This window comes from Aquimarina ulvae (assembly GCF_053613295.3).
On record NZ_JBSIBP030000002.1, the window covers coordinates 526,642 to 544,948 of the forward strand.

17 protein-coding genes are annotated in these 18,307 nt (G+C 35.0%); 8 read left to right on the forward strand and 9 right to left on the reverse strand.

The window, feature by feature from the left end:
* Positions 1 to 5 precede the first annotated feature (5 nt).
* Genes rsmI through ACWGOQ_RS05960 form a run of 3 tightly spaced genes read right to left on the reverse strand, consistent with a single transcriptional unit; the run spans position 6 to position 1,888 of the window.
* Positions 6 to 677 carry a 16S rRNA (cytidine(1402)-2'-O)-methyltransferase gene (gene rsmI, locus ACWGOQ_RS05950; protein ID WP_452056046.1) on the reverse strand — a complete coding sequence of 224 codons (672 nt, stop codon included), beginning with the start codon at positions 675 to 677 and terminating at the stop codon, positions 6 to 8.
* Positions 678 to 680: 3 nt separating this feature from the next.
* Positions 681 to 1,028, reverse strand: a complete 348-nt coding sequence (locus ACWGOQ_RS05955; RefSeq protein WP_452056045.1) for a DoxX family protein — start codon at positions 1,026 to 1,028, stop codon at positions 681 to 683.
* 59 nt (positions 1,029 to 1,087) lie between these two features.
* Positions 1,088 to 1,888 (reverse strand): DUF8457 domain-containing protein, encoded by an 801-nt coding sequence (locus ACWGOQ_RS05960; RefSeq protein WP_452056044.1) that lies wholly within the window; start codon positions 1,886 to 1,888, stop codon positions 1,088 to 1,090.
* A gap of 169 nt (positions 1,889 to 2,057) precedes the next feature.
* Between ACWGOQ_RS05960 and ACWGOQ_RS05965 the strand changes: the two genes are divergently transcribed.
* From ACWGOQ_RS05965 to ACWGOQ_RS05980, 4 genes are all read left to right on the forward strand, one after another.
* The gene (locus ACWGOQ_RS05965; protein ID WP_452056043.1) at positions 2,058 to 2,705 is read left to right on the forward strand and encodes a thymidine kinase; all 648 of its coding nucleotides are present in this window, start codon (positions 2,058 to 2,060) and stop codon (positions 2,703 to 2,705) included.
* Positions 2,698 to 3,810 carry an alanine racemase gene (gene alr, locus ACWGOQ_RS05970; protein WP_452056042.1) on the forward strand — a complete coding sequence of 371 codons (1,113 nt, stop codon included), beginning with the start codon at positions 2,698 to 2,700 and terminating at the stop codon, positions 3,808 to 3,810. The genes ACWGOQ_RS05965 and alr overlap by 8 nt, the downstream gene beginning before the upstream one ends.
* 100 nt (positions 3,811 to 3,910) lie before the next feature.
* Positions 3,911 to 4,330, forward strand: coding sequence for a large-conductance mechanosensitive channel protein MscL (mscL, locus tag ACWGOQ_RS05975; RefSeq protein WP_452056041.1), 420 nt, complete (start codon positions 3,911 to 3,913; stop codon positions 4,328 to 4,330).
* Positions 4,331 to 4,553: 223 nt separating this feature from the next.
* Positions 4,554 to 5,546 carry an aspartate-semialdehyde dehydrogenase gene (locus tag ACWGOQ_RS05980; RefSeq protein ID WP_452056040.1) on the forward strand — a complete coding sequence of 331 codons (993 nt, stop codon included), beginning with the start codon at positions 4,554 to 4,556 and terminating at the stop codon, positions 5,544 to 5,546.
* A gap of 76 nt (positions 5,547 to 5,622) precedes the next feature.
* On the opposite strand, the gene ACWGOQ_RS05985 is transcribed toward ACWGOQ_RS05980, so the two are convergent.
* Positions 5,623 to 8,169 (reverse strand): M14 family zinc carboxypeptidase, encoded by a 2,547-nt coding sequence (locus ACWGOQ_RS05985; RefSeq protein ID WP_452056039.1) that lies wholly within the window; start codon positions 8,167 to 8,169, stop codon positions 5,623 to 5,625.
* Between the two features lie 140 nt (positions 8,170 to 8,309).
* Between ACWGOQ_RS05985 and ACWGOQ_RS05990 the strand changes: the two genes are divergently transcribed.
* The 4 genes from ACWGOQ_RS05990 to ACWGOQ_RS06005 all read left to right on the forward strand — a co-directional run bounded on the left by ACWGOQ_RS05990 (position 8,310) and on the right by ACWGOQ_RS06005 (position 13,907).
* Positions 8,310 to 8,465 (forward strand): hypothetical protein, encoded by a 156-nt coding sequence (locus ACWGOQ_RS05990; protein ID WP_452056038.1) that lies wholly within the window; start codon positions 8,310 to 8,312, stop codon positions 8,463 to 8,465.
* A 468-nt stretch (positions 8,466 to 8,933) separates the two neighbouring features.
* Positions 8,934 to 11,102: a prolyl oligopeptidase family serine peptidase gene (locus tag ACWGOQ_RS05995; protein ID WP_452056037.1), complete on the forward strand. Its 2,169-nt coding sequence runs from the start codon at positions 8,934 to 8,936 to the stop codon at positions 11,100 to 11,102.
* Between the two features lie 81 nt (positions 11,103 to 11,183).
* Positions 11,184 to 12,161 (forward strand): ABC transporter ATP-binding protein, encoded by a 978-nt coding sequence (locus tag ACWGOQ_RS06000; RefSeq protein WP_452056036.1) that lies wholly within the window; start codon positions 11,184 to 11,186, stop codon positions 12,159 to 12,161.
* Positions 12,162 to 12,368: 207 nt separating this feature from the next.
* On the forward strand, positions 12,369 to 13,907 hold the full coding sequence (locus tag ACWGOQ_RS06005) for an Ig-like domain-containing protein (protein ID WP_452056035.1): 1,539 nt from the start codon (positions 12,369 to 12,371) through the stop codon (positions 13,905 to 13,907).
* A 54-nt stretch (positions 13,908 to 13,961) separates the two neighbouring features.
* Here ACWGOQ_RS06005 and ACWGOQ_RS06010 read toward each other — a convergent pair whose 3' ends face one another.
* The 5 genes from ACWGOQ_RS06010 to ACWGOQ_RS06030 all read right to left on the reverse strand — a co-directional run bounded on the left by ACWGOQ_RS06010 (position 13,962) and on the right by ACWGOQ_RS06030 (position 18,168).
* Complete coding sequence (locus ACWGOQ_RS06010) at positions 13,962 to 14,723, reverse strand: UDP-2,3-diacylglucosamine diphosphatase (protein WP_452056477.1); 762 nt, start codon at positions 14,721 to 14,723, stop codon at positions 13,962 to 13,964.
* A 44-nt stretch (positions 14,724 to 14,767) separates the two neighbouring features.
* Complete coding sequence (locus ACWGOQ_RS06015) at positions 14,768 to 15,220, reverse strand: 6-pyruvoyl trahydropterin synthase family protein (protein WP_452056034.1); 453 nt, start codon at positions 15,218 to 15,220, stop codon at positions 14,768 to 14,770.
* A gap of 138 nt (positions 15,221 to 15,358) precedes the next feature.
* Entirely contained in the window at positions 15,359 to 16,126 is a 768-nt protein-coding gene (locus ACWGOQ_RS06020; protein WP_452056033.1) for an enoyl-CoA hydratase/isomerase family protein, read from the reverse strand.
* Between the two features lie 213 nt (positions 16,127 to 16,339).
* Positions 16,340 to 17,671, reverse strand: coding sequence for an MATE family efflux transporter (locus ACWGOQ_RS06025; RefSeq protein ID WP_452056032.1), 1,332 nt, complete (start codon positions 17,669 to 17,671; stop codon positions 16,340 to 16,342).
* Positions 17,668 to 18,168: a GNAT family N-acetyltransferase gene (locus tag ACWGOQ_RS06030; RefSeq protein WP_452056031.1), complete on the reverse strand. Its 501-nt coding sequence runs from the start codon at positions 18,166 to 18,168 to the stop codon at positions 17,668 to 17,670. The genes ACWGOQ_RS06025 and ACWGOQ_RS06030 overlap by 4 nt, the downstream gene beginning before the upstream one ends.
* Positions 18,169 to 18,307: the final 139 nt, after the last annotated feature.

Below are 18,307 nucleotides of genomic sequence, written 5' to 3' on the forward strand. Positions count from 1 at the left end.
TATCCTTACTTTTTACCGCTAACTACTACGACAATCTCTCCTTTAGGAGGTTTGTTTTCATAATGAGACCATACTTCTTCTGTAGTGCCACGAACTGTTTCTTCGTGCAGTTTACTTAATTCTCTGGATACAGAAACCAATCTATCCGCTCCAAAATATTCAACAAAATTCTTTAATGTTTTTACGAGTTTATGAGGAGACTCATAAAAAATCATAGTTCTGGTCTCTTCTGCTAATAGCTGTAACCGGGTTTGTCTTCCTTTTTTGACTGGAAGAAATCCTTCAAAAACAAATTTATCATTAGGTAATCCACTATTGACTAAAGCTGGAACAAATGCCGTTGCACCGGGCAAACATTCTACCGCTATTTTATTTTCTACACAGGCTCTGGTTAATAAAAAGCCAGGGTCACTAATGGCTGGTGTTCCTGCATCGCTTATTAAGGCTATAGTTTCACCACTTTGTAATCTCCTAACAATACTTTCTACCGTTTTATGTTCATTGTGCATATGATGGCTTTGCATATGCGTCATAATTTCATAATGTTTCAACAATTTACCACTTGTGCGAGTGTCTTCAGCTAAAATTAGATCGGCTTCTTTTAGTACTTTGATTGCTCTAAAAGTCATATCTTCCAGATTGCCTATCGGGGTAGGAACTAAGTATAATTTTGACATATATTAGGGTCTTACTTTTTTACCTGATGCATATGATATGATCAGGAATATCAATCCCAAAGTGGCAAATAACCCTTGCCCGTCATCTTTAATGTGATGTGCTGCAAAGGCTAGCATCATATCAAAAAAGAATCCTGCATACGCCCATTCTTTTAACCACTTTATTTTATTAGAGAGAATTGCTAGTACACCTAGAATTTTGGCAATTGCAAGCGGAATGACTAAATACGTTGGATAATCCAGATTTTCAAAAAAATCTCTTACCATATCGGTATTTCTAAAATACATTTGTGCCGAAAATAACATGATCCCGCACATCCCTAAAGTAGCCACCCAATAAACAATCTTCATACCTCTTTTTATTATTTTATTTCTGAAGGATTTTAGTTAAAAAACTAATTAATACTTTACTAGAATTCGTATTTATTGGTAACTAATTGCATAAAACGCTCTTCATATTCGGCTTTTCCTTCCCAATTATTATAATCGGGCTTAACCATGTTTTTAATAAACTGTCTTGCTCCACTTTTACTATTTAATGTATTGAGTTGAGAAAGTACACGATTATAATCAGTAGAGCTTCCGTCGAATAAATGTTTTATAAACGCCAATCGATCATTTAACCCAATATTAATTCCTTTTTTTAATTGATCATTTAACGATTTTGGTTTTTCACCAAGATGATTCGTTTTGTCTAAAATTGGCATACTCTGGGGTGCTTCCCCAATATCTTCTTTATCATTTTTTTCAAATACAGGTTCTGATAACGACACATTTTCTTCTGTAAATTTAGGCACTGGTACAAAAAGATCTTCTGCTACTTTCTCATTGATTTTTTCGATAAAAATTTCAGGTTTTTGCTCTGCTAATTCTTCTATCGTTGGTTCGATTGTTTTGTTACCAAGGTTAAACATTGTTTCTGAAGTTTCTTCTACTTCTGGTTCTTCATCAAGACTAATAATCGGAGATGACTTTACCTTCTGTATAGGTTCTTCCTGGATCTGTGATATATTTTCTTCTTCTAATGAACTTCTTATTTGTCCAATAGTCGGTTGGATATCAGAAAAATGAGATTCAGCAAAGTTTAAAACACTTAATTTTTCATATAGTTGTCTCGCCTCGTCCTGCAACTGCGATATGGTGGATTTATCTTTACCTTGCAATATTTTATGTGCAAGGCTTACGAGTTCTGCTTCCAATTTCTTCTTCATAACTTTCTTGTTCGTTTGGGCTATGCTTTTTGTTTTTTAATAAATTTACCTCATCTTTAGAGCAATACCAAATAATAAAACGAAATGAAAGTTGGTTTCATTATCATTTCGAAATTCTTTTGGTATATAAGCAGTAGAGTTTCTTTTAATTGACGCTGAAAAATACGAAATGTTTCTCGAAAATACGGTAAATCATAAAGAGCAATTTGGCTGGATCGAGGTGATCTGTGGTTCGATGTTTTCGGGTAAGACCGAAGAATTGATCCGCAGACTGAAACGTGCACAGTTTGCTAAACAAAAAGTCGAAATTTTTAAACCGGCCATTGACGTGCGTTATGATGATGAAATGGTAGTTTCTCACGACGCCAATGAAATTCGTTCCACTCCGGTACCAGCTGCAGCTAATATTAGAATTCTGGCAGATACCTGTGATGTAGTAGGCATTGACGAAGCACAATTTTTTGACGACGAAATCGTAAGCGTTTGCAACGATCTAGCTAATAAAGGAATTCGGGTTATTGTTGCAGGTTTAGATATGGATTTTAAAGGAAATCCTTTTGGCCCGATGCCTGCCCTGATGGCGACTGCAGAGTATGTAACCAAAGTTCATGCAGTATGCACACGAACAGGTAATCTTGCCCAATTTAGTTTTAGAAAATCTAAAAAAGATGATTTAGTCTTATTAGGTGAAACCGACCAATATGAGCCGCTAAGTCGTGCAGCGTATTACAAAGCATCACTTAAAGAAAAAGTAAAAGAAATAGAAGTCACTGATGCTAAAGAATTATCCAAAAATTCTGAAAATTCTAATGAATAGTGTAAAAGAAACGGTTCTTGAAATTAATTTGGCTCACCTTACTCATAATTATAAATATATTAGAAGTAAAGTACAACCAGATGTTAAGCTTTTAGCAGTAGTCAAGGCTGCAGGTTATGGTAGTGACGCTGTTATAATGGCAAAACATTTGGAAAAAATAGGAGCAGACTATTTTGCGGTTGCCTACGTTGCAGAAGGAATCACATTGCGAAAAGCAGGAATACAAATACCAATCCTGGTGCTACATCCCCAGCCTGTAAACTTTTCGGCATTAATAACGTACCAACTAGAGCCTAGTTTATATAGCTCAAGGATTTTGAGAGAGTTTATAGCAGTCGCTGAGACCAAAAAGCAACAACAATATCCAGTACATATCAAATTCAATAGCGGATTAAACCGTATAGGTTTTTGGAAAAATGATGTGGATTATATTAAGAATTGCCTAAACACAACAGACTCCGTCAAAATAAAATCGATATTCTCTCATCTCGCGGCAAGTGAGGATCATAATGAAAAAGAGTTTACGATAGGTCAGATCGATTCTTTTAAAAAAACTGCTTTGGAAATGATTGATAAATTAGGGTACAAGCCTATGCTTCACCAGAGCAATACGTCAGGAATACTAAATTATCCCGAAGTGCATTTTGATATGGTTCGTACAGGAATAGGCCTATATGGATATGGAAATGAAGCAATGTACGATCAACAATTAAGACCTGTTGCATCTTTAAAATCAGTTATTTCACAAATTCATATGTTAGAACCTGGAGAAAGCCTGGGATATAACAGAGCCTTTATCGCTACAGATTTTACAAAAACTGCTACCATCCCAATTGGTCACGCAGATGGTATTGGAAGGCGATACGGAAATGAAAAAGGATTTGTAACCATCCAAAGTAAAAAAGCTTATATAATTGGTAATGTCTGCATGGATATGATTATGGTAGATATTACGCATATTGATTGTAATGAAGGTGACGAAGTAATTGTATTCAATAACCTTTCTTCTGCAGCCGTTTTAGCAGAAAGCGCCGGTACTATTTCTTACGAACTTCTTACAGCCATCTCTCCACGAGTAAAACGTGTGATTATCGATACAAATTGATTTTTATCGAAAAAAGGGGGCTCTACACCGTGAACAATTATTAGTTTGTGATTTAATTTTTGTTAAATTAGTAGCATACTAATTATCTAAATTTATTAAAATGGGATTTTTAAAAGATTTTAAATCTTTCTTACTGAAAGGTGATATCGTAAATCTAGCTACTGCGGTAATAGTAGGCGGGGCTTTTGGAAAAATTGTGACATCATTCACAAATGACATACTAATGCCTCCTATTGGGCTGGCACTTGGAGGAGTAGATTTTACAGAACTTAAAGTAAAATTGTCAGAAGCAGTAACTGAAAATGGTGAAGTCGTTAAGGAAGCCGTTTCCATTAATTATGGAAGTTTTGTACAAACGGTTATTGATTTTATTATTATTGGTTTCTGTATCTTTATGGTGCTAAAAGCTTATGAAAGAACTCAGAAAAAAGAAGAAGAAGCTCCTGCAGCACCTGCTGGTCCTACTCAAGAAGAATTACTTATCGAAATTAGAGACGAATTAAAAAAACAAAATAAATAATACAACATAGCGTCACCGCTATACTACTTATATTATACTAACTAAACCGCTTTATAAAAGAGCGGTTCTTTTTTACAATATGTTATATAAATAACAAATTGTTTAAATTTATTTTATTTTAATAAAACCTTTATCCTTATATAAATAATCAGCACATTTGCTGGAGTTTAAAAAAACAAAGACCGAATTTTGTGTCATTAAAAGTCATTAATAATTAAAGCAGATGAAAGTAGCTGTTGTAGGTGCCACTGGCTTAGTGGGCACTGTTATGTTAAAAGTATTAGAAGAGCGTAATTTTCCGATAACGGAATTAATTCCTGTAGCCTCAGAAAGATCTGTAGGCAAAAAGCTATCCTATAAAAATAAAGAATTTACAGTAGTCAGTTTAGCCACCGCTATAGAGATGAAACCTGATGTGGCATTATTCTCTGCGGGAGGAAGTACTTCTCAGGAATGGGCTCCTAAATTTGCAAATGCAGGAATCACAGTAATAGATAATTCTTCTGCCTGGAGAATGGATCCTACTAAAAAGTTGGTGGTTCCAGAAATTAATGCAAAAGAATTAACTAAAGAAGATAAGATTATTGCAAATCCTAACTGCTCAACAATACAATTGGTAATGGCATTAGGACCTTTGCACGCTTCCTATAAGATCAAGCGTGCTATCATTTCTACATACCAATCGATTACCGGTACTGGTGTTAAAGCGGTACAACAGTTAGAGAATGAATATGCTGGTAAGAAAGGTGAAATGGCATATCCTTATCCAATCCATCGCAATGCTATTCCACACTGTGATGTATTTCAGGAAAACGGCTATACTAAGGAAGAAATGAAACTGGTAAATGAAACTCAAAAGATTCTTGATGACCGCACCATAGCTGTTACGGCTACAGCGATACGAATTCCTGTAGTTGGAGGACATAGCGAAAGTGTAAATCTCGAATTCGAAAATGAATTTCAGGAAAACGATATTCGCCAGCTATTAAATAATACGCCTGGTGTTACTGTACAGGATAACCCTGATACAAACACCTATCCAATGCCAATTTATGCAGAAGGAAAAAATGATGTCTTTGTAGGTAGAATCAGGCGAGATCATTCTAGAGAAAATGCATTGAACCTGTGGATTGTGGCCGACAACCTACGTAAAGGTGCTGCTACGAATGCTGTTCAGATTGCCGAATACTTAGTAGAACATAATTTAATTGGCTAAATAACCAACATTTATTAAAATCCCTTGGCACGTTTTGTATACCAAGGGGTTTTTCTTTAATATCTTCCTGTCAAGATTATTCTTTCATTTCAGGAACATATATATGACTTCCTAAAAATAAGGCATTTAAAAAGAGCCGATTGGTCCCATACCATGAACCGCGAAAATTTGGGTTATCAGCAAAAAGAATAACTCTGCCACCTCCCACTTTGCTTGCCAGCAGAGAGGCAGATGGTTTTACATAATTTTCGTAATTATCTCTAGAAACATATCCATCAATATGTGCTTTTTCTGTGTATTTAGCAACAGTTGCGTATGGGTTCTTACTAGGAGCAATAAATACTTCATTATTTTTATAAACTGGCAACAAATTACGCCTGTATCCAAAACCTAAAGGGTGGGTAATATCCAGATCTATTTCAAAAATTGCACCGCCTACACGTTCTCGTCCTATATTTTCAGAAGCATCCACATAAGGCAATCGTTTTACGACGTTATTTTTTGTAGTGTCCTTTTCCTTTATAGTAAGCTCTTCTTTTACTATTTTTTGATCAATCATCCATTTAGAAGCATCTGCAATGGCAATAAGTGTATTTCCTTCAGACACCCAATTCTTTATTTTTTTCTGCTGTAGCGAATCTAATTGCTGGTATCTACCAGAAACCATCACTAAGGTGTTATATTCTTTTAAAGGAACTCTATTAAACATGTTCATCCTTAACTTAGTGATAGGCATATGAACTCTTGTGTCCAATAAATGCCATACTTCTCCCGCTTCATATGAATTCACTCCTTCTCCAACCAATAGTAGTGCTTTTGGAGTATCTAATTTCCGGAAGTTACTGCTTCCTAAATCGATTCCTGAAGTACTAAAACCTGTATTCGTATTAAAAATAGGTACGTTAAACTTCTCTTGTGCTTCTTTAATAATATTATATGTTTCATTTATACTCTTTTTTTGTTTACTCACTGGAACCAAAACGCTTCCGTAGTTAAAACTTTTGGGTCCCTTGGAAGTTGTTATCCTAAACGGTTTAAATGCTGAAGCTACTAAGAGTCCTTTGGATTGCATAAAATATAACGCTGCCGGCGCATTATAATCATCCCAATCCATGATATAAGCATACTCAGATTTAGAAACCTTCGAGATGGTAATGATGTTTTTTGTAGAAGTTACTTCTTCTCCTAAATCTATAGATTTCAGCCCCTTATATTTAATATTATAAAAATTAGCAACACTCCAGGCTGAAGCATCATAAAAAACACTATCCCGGTATTTATTATAGGTTTCAAAGAAAGTTTGTACCATTCGTTTTTGAGGTTGTTTTACCGGAACAACATATTGATCTTCTTTTTTATACACCTTTATTTTATGAAGTAATAGCTTATCTATGAAAGCTTTATTTCTATTCTGATCATACACTTCTCCAAACTCATAACCTGCAACGGTATTCTTTGCTATATTAGATACTGCAGATTTAAAAAAATTCTGTTGATACTTTCGTAATGTTACTTTATTCTCTACCGCAGCTTTTATGGTAGCCATACTAGAAACATATTGATTTCTGATTGTAAAAGGGAAAGAGATTGTTCCATAGTCTGTGTTTTGTAGATGTCCTCTGGAACTAGCTTGTTCAAATAACAACGCCAAAGCGCCTTGTAAATCAGGATAGGATGATCCATAACCGGGATACGTTCCGTCAAAGGCTTCTTTTGTGAAATAAAACGACCCTATAGTATCCAACGCATTGGAAAAATAGGGAGCAAATAGATTATTTAAATCTTCATAATTTTCTTTGGGCATAATTGGGTCTTCTGAACCAATAGGTTTCATCGGTTCAAAAAAGTATGTGCTATTGGTTCCCATTTCGTGAAAATCAGTAACCACATTGGGATACCATTTGTGATACCAAGTTAGTTTTCCACGACTTTCAGGATGAATGCCTAATAACCAATCTCTATTTAGATCAAACCAATAGTGATTGGTCCGGCCGCGAGGCCATCCTTCATTATGCTCAGCATCAAAATTATCACTTACTAGTGGACTCCCTTTAAACTGATTAGCCCATTGCGTATGCCTGTCTCGACCATCTGGGTTTATAGTAGGGTCAACAAATACAACAGCGTTCTCCAGATACGTTTTAATTTCGGGACTGTTTGATGCAACCAAAGTGTATGCGATTAGCATTGCAGCTTCAGAACTTGAAGGTTCATTGCCATGAACATTATACCCCAATTGAATAAAAACTGGTACTTCATTATAATTGGTTGGGGTTATTGAAACGTTTGTAAACGCCAGGTGCTGTTCTTTAAGTTTTGGTAGGTTCTTTCGATTTTCGGGTGTAGAAATTGTAAGTATTACTAATTTTCTATTCTCGTGAGTGTTACCATAGCTCTCAATAGATGCTCTTTCAGATACATCCGCAAGCTTGGTAAGGTATGCTACAATTTGATCGTGCCGTGTATGTTGTTCTCCAATCGGATACCCAAGAAACGCTTCGGGTGTTGGAATTTCGGCAATAAAAGGAGTCTTATCCCCCAAAAAGTAATCTTGTCCAACAATAGGTAGTGTAGCAAGTAAATAGATAAAAGTGGTACATATCAGAAGTTGTGTGGGCTTCATATTGTAATATTAAGAAGTTACGTTAATTAGTTCGTTTTCAGCAGGTGTAATATATTTTTTTAACTCCGGTTTTCAGTAACATTTGTAAGGTTTTTAACATTTGCCCTTCTAATAGTTTACTTAATCATAAAAATAAAACAATGAATTCCAAATTGACACTAATAGTAAGAATTCTATTATTCGTTTTTGGAAGCAGTAAATTTATAGGTTTTTTACCTGATTTCGAATTTTCCAATCCAGATACTGGGGCTCTTTTTGGAGCATTGGCAAACAGCTATATTCTTGAAAACGGCTAGATTGATAGAAGGTGTCGTTGGGGTATTATTCGTGAGTAATAAATCTGTACCTTTTGCTTTACTGCTACTAGCTCCTATTTCTGTAAACGTCATACTGTTCAGACAACACGGTATACCACAAATATTGTTCCCAGAGCATTTCTTTTCTAGCAAATGCATTCTTGATTTATGCTGATTGGAATACTTTTTAAAGTATATTTTAACAGGTTACTTGTTTTATTTTACTGGTATAAAAGTAAAATTTTTCGTTTCTTAGAGGACGTAAAATTCCGACTGCTCTACTAAAATGATCAACAGAGTTGCTAAACCCCAAAGCAACGCTTAAATGTGTAATAACTATATGATCATTTTTAGAGCAGTCTTTTTTTATATTTTATTTAGCATATTGCATTTACTACTTTTAATAGCTTTGTGAGTTAGTATAGGGAACATAACTAAAAACAATGTGCCTACAAAATTTAACTCACCATGAAAAAAACACTTTTAATGCTATTTTTGATCTCTTGTATCATAGGATGCAAAAAAGAAACAAAAGTAGAAACTGCTAAAACTGTAATTCCATTGAACTACCCTGAAACTAAAAAAGTAGATACAATAGATACTTATTTTGATACTGAAGTTAAAGACCCGTATCGTTGGTTAGAAGATGACCGTAGTAAAGAAACCGAAAACTGGGTTACTCAACAAAACAAAGTTACTTTTGGATATTTAGACAGCATCCCTTTTAGAGATCAACTGAAAAAACGGCTGTCTGACCTCTGGAATTATGAAAAGGTCGGATCTCCTTTTAAAGAAGGAGATTACACGTATTTCTATAAAAATAATGGTTTGCAAAATCAGTATGTTATTTATAGGTTTAAAAATGAAGGGGATGAACCAGAAATATTTCTAGATCCTAATACCTTTAGTGAAGACGGTACAACTTCTTTGGGAGGCGTAAGTTTTTCTAAAAACGGAAAACTCTTAGCGTATTCCATTTCTGAAGGAGGAAGTGACTGGAGAAAAGTCATTGTAAAAAATGCAGAAACCAAAGAAATTATAGAAGATACACTAGTAGACATTAAGTTTTCAGGAATGTCATGGAAAGGAAATGAAGGCTTTTACTATTCTAGTTATGATAAACCTAAAGGAAGTGAGCTCTCTGCAAAAACTGACCAACATAAAGTATACTATCACAAACTGGGAACCCCACAGAAAGATGATGTATTAGTTTTTGGAGGTACTCCAGAAGAAAAGCATAGGTATATTGGTGGACGTGTTACAGAAGACGACAAGTATTTAATCATTTCTGCAAGTACTTCTACTTCAGGAAATAAGTTATTCATTAAAGATTTAGCGAATCCAAATAACAAGCTGGTTACCATTTTAGATACTACAGAAAGTGATACGTATGTAATTGAAAATGTAGATTCTAAGCTTTATCTAGTGACCAATTTAAATGCACCAAATCAAAAGATTGTTACCGTAGATGCGGCTAATCCTACTCCAGAAAACTGGAAAGATTTTATTCCGGAAACTGAAAATGTACTAAGTCCAAATACTGGTGGTGGTTATTTCTTTGCAGAATATATGGTAGATGCGGTATCCAAAGTGTTGCAATATGATTACGATGGAAAGCTGGTACGTGATGTAGAATTACCAGGATTTGGTAGCGTGGGAGGTTTTGGAACCAAAAAAGAAGAAACAGAATTATACTATTCATTTACCAACTATAAAACCCCAGGAAGTATTTATAAGTATAATATTGCCAATGGTACTTCAGAATTATACCGCAAGCCAAAAATTGATTTTAATTCCGAGGATTATGAAAGCAAACAGGTTTTCTATACCTCTAAAGATGGAACTAAAATCCCAATGATTATTACTCATAAAAAAGGAGTAGAACTTACGGGTAAAAACCCAACTATATTATATGGATATGGAGGTTTTGATATTAGTCTGACTCCCTCTTTTAGCATTGCCAACGCTGTATGGATGGAACAAGGAGGAATTTATGCTGTACCCAATTTAAGAGGTGGTGGTGAATATGGTAAAAAGTGGCATGATGCCGGTACCAAAATGCAAAAACAAAATGTTTTTGATGACTTTATCGCTGCCGCAGAATACCTTATAAAAAACAAATACACTTCTGGTGAATATCTCGCCATTAGAGGCGGTTCGAATGGAGGATTATTGGTAGGAGCTACGATGACGCAACGCCCTGATCTTATGAAAGTAGCATTGCCTGCTGTTGGTGTACTAGATATGTTACGTTATCATACATTTACAGCCGGTGCCGGTTGGGCGTACGATTATGGAACCGCTGAAGATGACAAACAAATGTTTGAATATCTGAAAGGATATTCTCCTGTTCATAATGTGAAAGAAGGTGTTCAATATCCTGCTACACTAATCACAACAGGAGATCACGATGATCGTGTAGTACCAGCACATTCTTTTAAATTTGCGGCAGAATTGCAGGCAAAACAAAGTGGTACCAATCCGATATTGATTAGAATTGAGACCAATGCAGGACACGGTGCAGGTACGCCAGTCGCCAAAACCATTGAACAATACGCTGATATTTTTAGTTTTACACTGTTCAATATGGGTTATGAAGTCTTACCCGAACAGGTCAATGAAGAAGTAAAAGGGTAATTTTTTTTATACTTAAAATTAAAAGAATCCGTTTTCTGAAAAGAGACGGATTTTTTTATGGAAGTTATTTATATTTGAGATATGCTTACAGTCCAAAATGTTTCTTTCGCTTATGACACCGATCCGGTATTAAAAAATATCAATTTCACTATTGAAAAGGGACAACATATTGCACTCATTGGAGCCAGTGGGTGCGGAAAAAGTACATTACTTAAAATCATTTATGGTCTTTTGGATACGGATCAAGGGACATTATTTTGGGAAGATCAAAAAATATTAGGTCCAGCTTATAATTTGGTTCCTGGCCAGGAAAACATGAAATACCTTTCTCAGGGTTTTGAACTACAGTCTTATCGAACCGTTGCCGAAAACATAGGTCAATACTTATCTAATTTTGAACCAGATCTAAAAATTGGTCGTGTCAATGAACTTTTGGAAATAGTAGAGATGACCCCATTTGCTAGCGCTAAAGTTGAAAACTTAAGTGGGGGGCAAAAACAAAGAGTTGCCTTGGCCAAAGTGTTGGCCAAAAGACCAGAGCTCCTGCTATTGGATGAACCTTTTGGAAATATTGACAATTTCAGACGTAGTTCTTTACGCAGAAACCTGTTTGCTTATTTAAAAAGAAATAAGATTACCAGTATTACAGCAACACACGATAAAACAGACATCCTATCATTTGCTGAAGAAACCATTGTGATCCATAAGGGTGAGATTGTTATTAAAGGAAATACACATAGCATATATCAAAATCCAGACAACTATTACATCGCATCACTTTTCGGTGAGATAAATGAAATATCTATTTCCTCTTTGTTGCCTGATCTCGATAGTGACCAAACTATTTTATTATATCCTCATGAGCTACAAATTGTTAAGCATTCTGATCTAAAGGCTAGAATTAAGAAATCCTATTTTAATGGAAATTATTATCTAATTGAAGCTATTTTTAATAATAAAGTTATTTTTATTGAACATCCGTACTCCATAAAAGATTCAGAAGAAATCGCAATACAAGTTTCTCAAAAAATAATTACCTCTAGAGCCAAAAATAATTAATTCTAAGATCATCAATTTTTTAAGATAAATTATAAACTCACATCTTCTGGTCAACCAAATCTGACGTAGGCTAATTAATCCTCTACGGATTCTATTTAGTTATCTTAGAGTTCTCCATATTACGATATTTTTATAGTTGGTATACTTTATAAGTCTTTTAAACCAAATCACTATCTTATAAAATATTTACTCTTAAAACCAACAACTATGAAACGTAAATTATTAATTCTACAAACCTTAACATTTTTATTTATTGTCCATGTCGCAATTGCGCAACAACCGGGCTCCACAGATAATTCTAAGGCTAACATCCCAGATACAGGTTGTACAGGTCAGGATACTTTTGACCAAGGTGTAAGAATTGTTCCTAATGCAAATTCGTGGAAGGATAGTTATCAAGCAAATGGCTTTTGTTTCTGTAAATCTTCTTTTGACCACGGTGTTGGTAGTTTCAAAATCGATATTAACGGACAAGAGGTAAATATTAAAGATATCTGTGATGAGCTTAAAAAACATCCTAGTTACAGAGATTTGGCAAACGGAGATCCAAGATATAATACGATACAATGTGGTAACGAGCCTGGACATGAAGACGCCATTACTATACAAGGCAAGAGAATTAAAGATGAGAAGGTTTGTCCTGGTCGTGTAGACCAAGGGAGTAAAGGGTGCCAATGTAAAGGACCTAAATTCGATATGAACTGGTTAAGTTCCAGACCTCGATTTGGTGGCAGTGGAAACGGAAATAATACTGGACCTGTAACCTCATTTACAGTGCCTCTAGATAATACTACATTCTCTGCACCAGCAACTCTAGAAGTAATAGTTACTGCATCCGACAACGATGGAGTTAGCAATGTACGTCTCTACCTTAATGATACTTTTATAAGACAAGAAAATGTAAGTCCATATACGTGGAATCAGAACAATCAAGACGATGCTCTTAAAAATTTGCCAGAAGGGAATTATACATTACGAGCAGAAGCCACTGATAATAAAGGAGCCAAAACAACAAAAACTATTTCGTTTATTGTTAATAATGGAGGTGATATTGATGATTTTGTGACAATTTTGGGACAGAGTATCGATAAGTATGTAAGCTCTGAAGGTGGTACAAGAACCATGCAAGCCAATCGCAACTCTGCAGGCACAAACGAACAATTTATCGTTGAATCTGCAGGTAATGGAGCCGTAAGCCTTAAAGGTAGCAATGGCAAATATGTTAGTTCTGAAAATGGAAATAAGGCTATGAATTGTAATCGAAATGCTGTTGGATCCTGGGAAAGATTTATACTAGAATCTCTTGGTGGTAACCTTTATGCCATAAAAGGAAATAATGGTAAGTATGTTAGTCACGAAAACGGAAATAAGGCTATAAATTGTAACAGAAACGCTGTTGGCACTTGGGAAAGGTTTATAATCCAAGGCTTAGACATCAACAGATTGAATGAACTAGTAAAAATAACCTCAGCGCCTTCTTATTCGATTGGTATATATCCTGTCCCTATCACAAATGATAATGTGAGTATCTCCATATCAATGTCTAAAAAAGTATCACATGCTTCTATAGAAATTGTAGATCTAAAAGGAAACAGTATCGCCAAGAAAAATATAGGCGCTATGGAATCGGGTACTAAATTGATTTCTTTAAACGAAATAAAACAAGGTACGCTCTCCAGTGGACTTTACATCATTAAAGTACGACTGGATGAGACTGTAATTACTAAAAAAATAGCAAAACAGTAATTCATTCGTTGAATTACTATTCAAAGCGGATGATCAACAAGATTATCCGCTTTTTTACTTTTCTTTGTATTTCTTCAGTTTCATATCTTTCCCATCAAAAACAGCATAGGTATAATGGATAATCCAATCACCAAGATTGGTATATTTTGAGTTTTCAGTAAGCTCAATTTCCATGGGTAAATGCCTATGACCAAAAATAAAATAATCGGTATGTTGTGTCTCTAGTTTTCGTTTACAATATTGCACCAGCCATTCATTATCTTCTCCTAAAAAAGTAACATCTTCATCACCAGAGATTAGTTTGTTTTTAACAGATAAATACTGTGCCAATTTTACCCCCAAATCTGGATGTAACCATCTAAAAAACCATTTTGCCAAGGGATTGGTAAACACTTTTTTCATGCGCTTATATCCTTTGTCTCCTGGTCCTAAGCCATCTCCGTGACCGATAATAAATGTAGTGTCATTAAAAGTAAATTCCTGAGGTTTATGAAATACAGGAATATTTAGTTCTTCTTCAAAATACCCATTCATCCAAAGATCATGGTTTCCTACGAAGTAGTATATAGGAATCCCTGCATCTGTGATTTCTGCAAGTTTCCCTAAAGTTCTGGTAAACCCTTTGGGTACTACTGTTTTATATTCAAACCAAAAGTCAAATAGATCTCCTAATAAAAAAATAGCCGCTGCATCTTCTTTAACCTTATCTAACCATCTTACAAATTTTTGTTCTCTGGGAAAGCTCTTCTCTGCTGTTGGAGCCCCCAAGTGATTGTCGGATGCAAAATATATCTTTTTACCTTCTGGAAGATTTATTAGTTTCATGTATATTGTTGGATACTAAAAAGTCAAAACTTATTTTAATCATTATCAGATGCATACCACTCTGCAAACGAGGTCTCGGTTTCCTGAAGTTTTAAAGAATGTAATCGTATATTTTCTGGAAGCCTGGCTTTAATCTTTTTTGCAAAATCAATCACCATATTTTCACTGGTAGGTTGATAATCCACCAAAATCACATTATGCCCTCTTTGTTCCAGTTCTTTGGCCAACTCGATATGTGGTGTGTTTTTATTAAAAACAGTAGCGTGATCAAAAACATCTTCTATATCTTCTTTTACGATCTTTTTGAGATCTCCAAAATCAATCACCATTCCTAATTTTACATGAGTAGTATCCGTAATCGGGCTTCCGATAACAGTAACACTTAATTTATAACTATGTCCGTGAACATTTTTACACTTTCCATCATAACCATATAATGCGTGACCGGTTTCAAAAGAAAATTGTTTGGTGATTCTGATCTTGCTCATTTCTTGCTATATAACTTTTTACAAAGTTAATGAACATTATCTTCTCTTTCTTTTATTATAAAAGTAAACTATTACCAATAGGATTCCGAGGATCAAGAATAATCCATTCCCTCCTAAAAAATTGAGTATTTCCATATCTTATTTTTTAAACTTATTTAATGCTTCTTTCGTAAATGTCGAAAGCACCAATTCTCCAGAAACGGCCGCTCTTTCTGCTAATAATCCATCCCAGTGATCAGTTCCTTTCCAATTTACTTCTTTCATTGCCTGTGTTGCTTTGGGATTATAATTGGCTAATTTATCTGCAAATAACTGTACCTCCTTATCTAATTCGACAATAGTTTCAAAAACTCTGTTAAATAACCCTTTTTCTTTTGCCCAATAGGCATTTTTCCATTGCGAGGCATCCCAGGCTAATGCTTCAAACGCTGCTAATCCTATTTTTCTGGATACGGCTGGTTCAATAACAAATGGTCCAATCCCAATGGTTAATTCACTTAGTTTGATAGAAGCAGCTTCTGTTGCCATACAATAATCACAAGCAGACGCTAAGCCAATGCCTCCTCCCACTGTTTTTCCTTGTATTCTGCCAATAATTGGTTTTTTACATTTCCGCATTGCGTTAATCACATTTGCAAATCCAGAAAAGAATTTTTTTCCTTCATCCAGATTCGTGATAGATACTAATTCATCAAAAAAAGCTCCTGCACAAAATGCTTTTTCACCTTCAGATTTTAAAATAATTACATATACAGAAGAATCATCAGATAAAATACTAAAAGCGTGCGCTAATCGTTCCAACAACTCCGACGGGAAAGAATTACTGGAAGGGTGTCCAAACTCGATGGTTGCAATATGATTTTCGGTATGCGTATATAAACTTCCGTTTATACGTGTTGATGTCATTCTATTATATTTTTGATAAAAGTAGGCAATATTTTAGATTCAAAGATGATCTGTACTCGTTTCGGATAAATGGGGGTTTACACGTATTTATAGTTTTTAATTTATCTATTATGTTTGATCTATGGAAAAAAAATATGTGGAAAAATTCAGGTTAGTGGCAGTATTGGTTTGTTTATATGTAATTATTACGATGGCAATTATTACCCTTGTATTTTAGGAAATTGCAAGGGTATAATATTTGTTTCTGAATTTTAGTACCAATGCCAATCCTCTAATCAACATCCAAACAGTAATTGCAATCCATATTCCGTGAAGTCTCCAATCGAGATACCTTGCGACGAACAAAGCTGGAATAAAGCCAAGAAAAGTAGATCCTAATAGTACGTTACGTAAAAAGCCTGTCTCACCAAGTCCTTTGAATATTCCGTCACCTACAAATGCCAATGCATTTACTGGCAAGGCTAGTATTACTAAATAAAAAAATCCGGTAAATATAGTAAGCACTTCTGGGTCTTTAGTGAAAATCAAGCCTAATTGTTCCATAACTACCAGAGAAAACCCTCCTAAAACACATGCTACTATGATTCCGTATATATTTACTTTCTTAGACATAGCGACCAGGTTTTTGTAGTCTTTAGCTCCTAATAATCTTCCTCCCAATATATTACCTGCAGCCCCGTATCCATCAATAAAAAAAGCAAAGAACAACCATAGCTGTATGGCAATACTATGTGCGGCAATATAGTTTGTGCCCAGACTTGTTGCTTCTCGAACCGCTAAAAGCAATGTAGTATTTAATGCCAATGAACGAATAAAAAGATTTCCACTCATGATTAAAAACCGTTTCATTTCGGGATGCCACAGTTTTTCTAATCGCAATGAAACATCCGTTTTTTTTAGCAGTAATATAAACGATAAAACCGCCATCAGAATTTGCGAAAAGAGACTTGCCCAGGCGGCACCTTCCAGATACATCGGTTCTACAACACCTTCTATACCATACACTAAAACGACATCTAATATAATATTCGCTACTACTCCGATAAGCGCAATAATCATCGGCCAAAATGTATTTTGTAATCCTCTGAAAATTCCAAAAACAGCAAATACAAATAACGATAGTGGAAATCCCCATACACGGATGCTATAATAAGAAATACAGTATTCCAACACCTGACCTTCTGCTTTTAGAAGCACAAAAATTTCTTTTATAAACGGAACGGTTATAAGAAGAATCGTAACGCTCAGTCCTATATTGAACACTATTGCCTGTGCTGGTAAGGTCTTTACTTCTTCCAGTTTTCCTGCTCCTAGATATTGTGAAATAATTGCTGAGATCGCTGAACGAGTTTGTGCCAGAACCCATATTAACATAGACAGAAATGATCCCACAATCCCTACTGCTGCCAAGGATTCTGTCCCGTTTACTGGTATATTACCTACAATAGCGGTATCTGTTGCAGATAAAACGGGCTCTGCAATACCTGCTATGATCGCAGGAATTGCTAATCGGTTAATATTTTTAAAACTTATAACATTGCTCACAATACTAGTTCATAACAATAAAAAGGATACTCGCTTTGTTTTGGAAAAAAAATATTTCCTAATCTTTTATACCCTCTGGTTTCATAAAACTTTTGGTTTCTCTGGTTCTGACTAAAGGTATCCAGTCGAATCGAGTGGTACCCTTTCTTTTTTGCATTTTTTTCTGCCCAGCTCATTAATTGCTGTGCCAGACCCTTACCCCAAAAATCAGGATGTACTGCTAATCGATGAACATATAGATTGTTTTGACTATCTGATAGCCATTGAATTGGAATGTATTCTTCATCCATTAATTCTGTTATCACAATAATTCCTTTCGTCTGATTTTCCTCTTCCAGGATATATAATTCTTCTAATTCAATATCTTTTTGAAAACGAGATCTAGTCGGGTAGTGTTCGTTCCATTGAAAAATCTCTTTTGCTATCATTGCTCTAGCACAAGCTTGTGTTAGTTGATGAATAGCATCTAAATCAGAAAGTACGGCTTTACGAATCATACATTTTTTGCAAATGGCAAAAATACTAACTATTCTTTTGTGCCTCGATGTTCTAAGTCCCACAAGACATCATTTTATATAAAATTTAAGAAAAGAAACCTTTTCTAGTCAATTATGGGCTTTCAAAAAGTCTTGTTTC

What these genes read in the sequence shown, in the direction of transcription:
- ACWGOQ_RS06005 (WP_452056035.1), top strand. Translation starts at nt 12,369, where the DNA reads ATGAAACGTAAATTATTAATTCTACAAACCTTAACATTTTTATTTATT.
- ACWGOQ_RS06000 (WP_452056036.1), top strand. Translation starts at nt 11,184, where the DNA reads ATGCTTACAGTCCAAAATGTTTCTTTCGCTTATGACACCGATCCGGTA.
- ACWGOQ_RS05965 (WP_452056043.1), top strand. Translation starts at nt 2,058, where the DNA reads ATGTTTCTCGAAAATACGGTAAATCATAAAGAGCAATTTGGCTGGATC.
- alr (WP_452056042.1), top strand. Translation starts at nt 2,698, where the DNA reads ATGAATAGTGTAAAAGAAACGGTTCTTGAAATTAATTTGGCTCACCTT.
- ACWGOQ_RS05980 (WP_452056040.1), top strand. Translation starts at nt 4,554, where the DNA reads ATGAAAGTAGCTGTTGTAGGTGCCACTGGCTTAGTGGGCACTGTTATG.
- ACWGOQ_RS05995 (WP_452056037.1), top strand. Translation starts at nt 8,934, where the DNA reads ATGAAAAAAACACTTTTAATGCTATTTTTGATCTCTTGTATCATAGGA.
- ACWGOQ_RS06020 (WP_452056033.1), bottom strand. Translation starts at nt 16,126, where the DNA reads ATGACATCAACACGTATAAACGGAAGTTTATATACGCATACCGAAAAT.
- ACWGOQ_RS05990 (WP_452056038.1), top strand. Translation starts at nt 8,310, where the DNA reads ATGAATTCCAAATTGACACTAATAGTAAGAATTCTATTATTCGTTTTT.
- mscL (WP_452056041.1), top strand. Translation starts at nt 3,911, where the DNA reads ATGGGATTTTTAAAAGATTTTAAATCTTTCTTACTGAAAGGTGATATC.
- ACWGOQ_RS05955 (WP_452056045.1), bottom strand. Translation starts at nt 1,028, where the DNA reads ATGAAGATTGTTTATTGGGTGGCTACTTTAGGGATGTGCGGGATCATG.
- ACWGOQ_RS05960 (WP_452056044.1), bottom strand. Translation starts at nt 1,888, where the DNA reads ATGAAGAAGAAATTGGAAGCAGAACTCGTAAGCCTTGCACATAAAATA.
- ACWGOQ_RS05985 (WP_452056039.1), bottom strand. Translation starts at nt 8,169, where the DNA reads ATGAAGCCCACACAACTTCTGATATGTACCACTTTTATCTATTTACTT.
- rsmI (WP_452056046.1), bottom strand. Translation starts at nt 677, where the DNA reads ATGTCAAAATTATACTTAGTTCCTACCCCGATAGGCAATCTGGAAGAT.
- ACWGOQ_RS06015 (WP_452056034.1), bottom strand. Translation starts at nt 15,220, where the DNA reads ATGAGCAAGATCAGAATCACCAAACAATTTTCTTTTGAAACCGGTCAC.
- ACWGOQ_RS06030 (WP_452056031.1), bottom strand. Translation starts at nt 18,168, where the DNA reads ATGATTCGTAAAGCCGTACTTTCTGATTTAGATGCTATTCATCAACTA.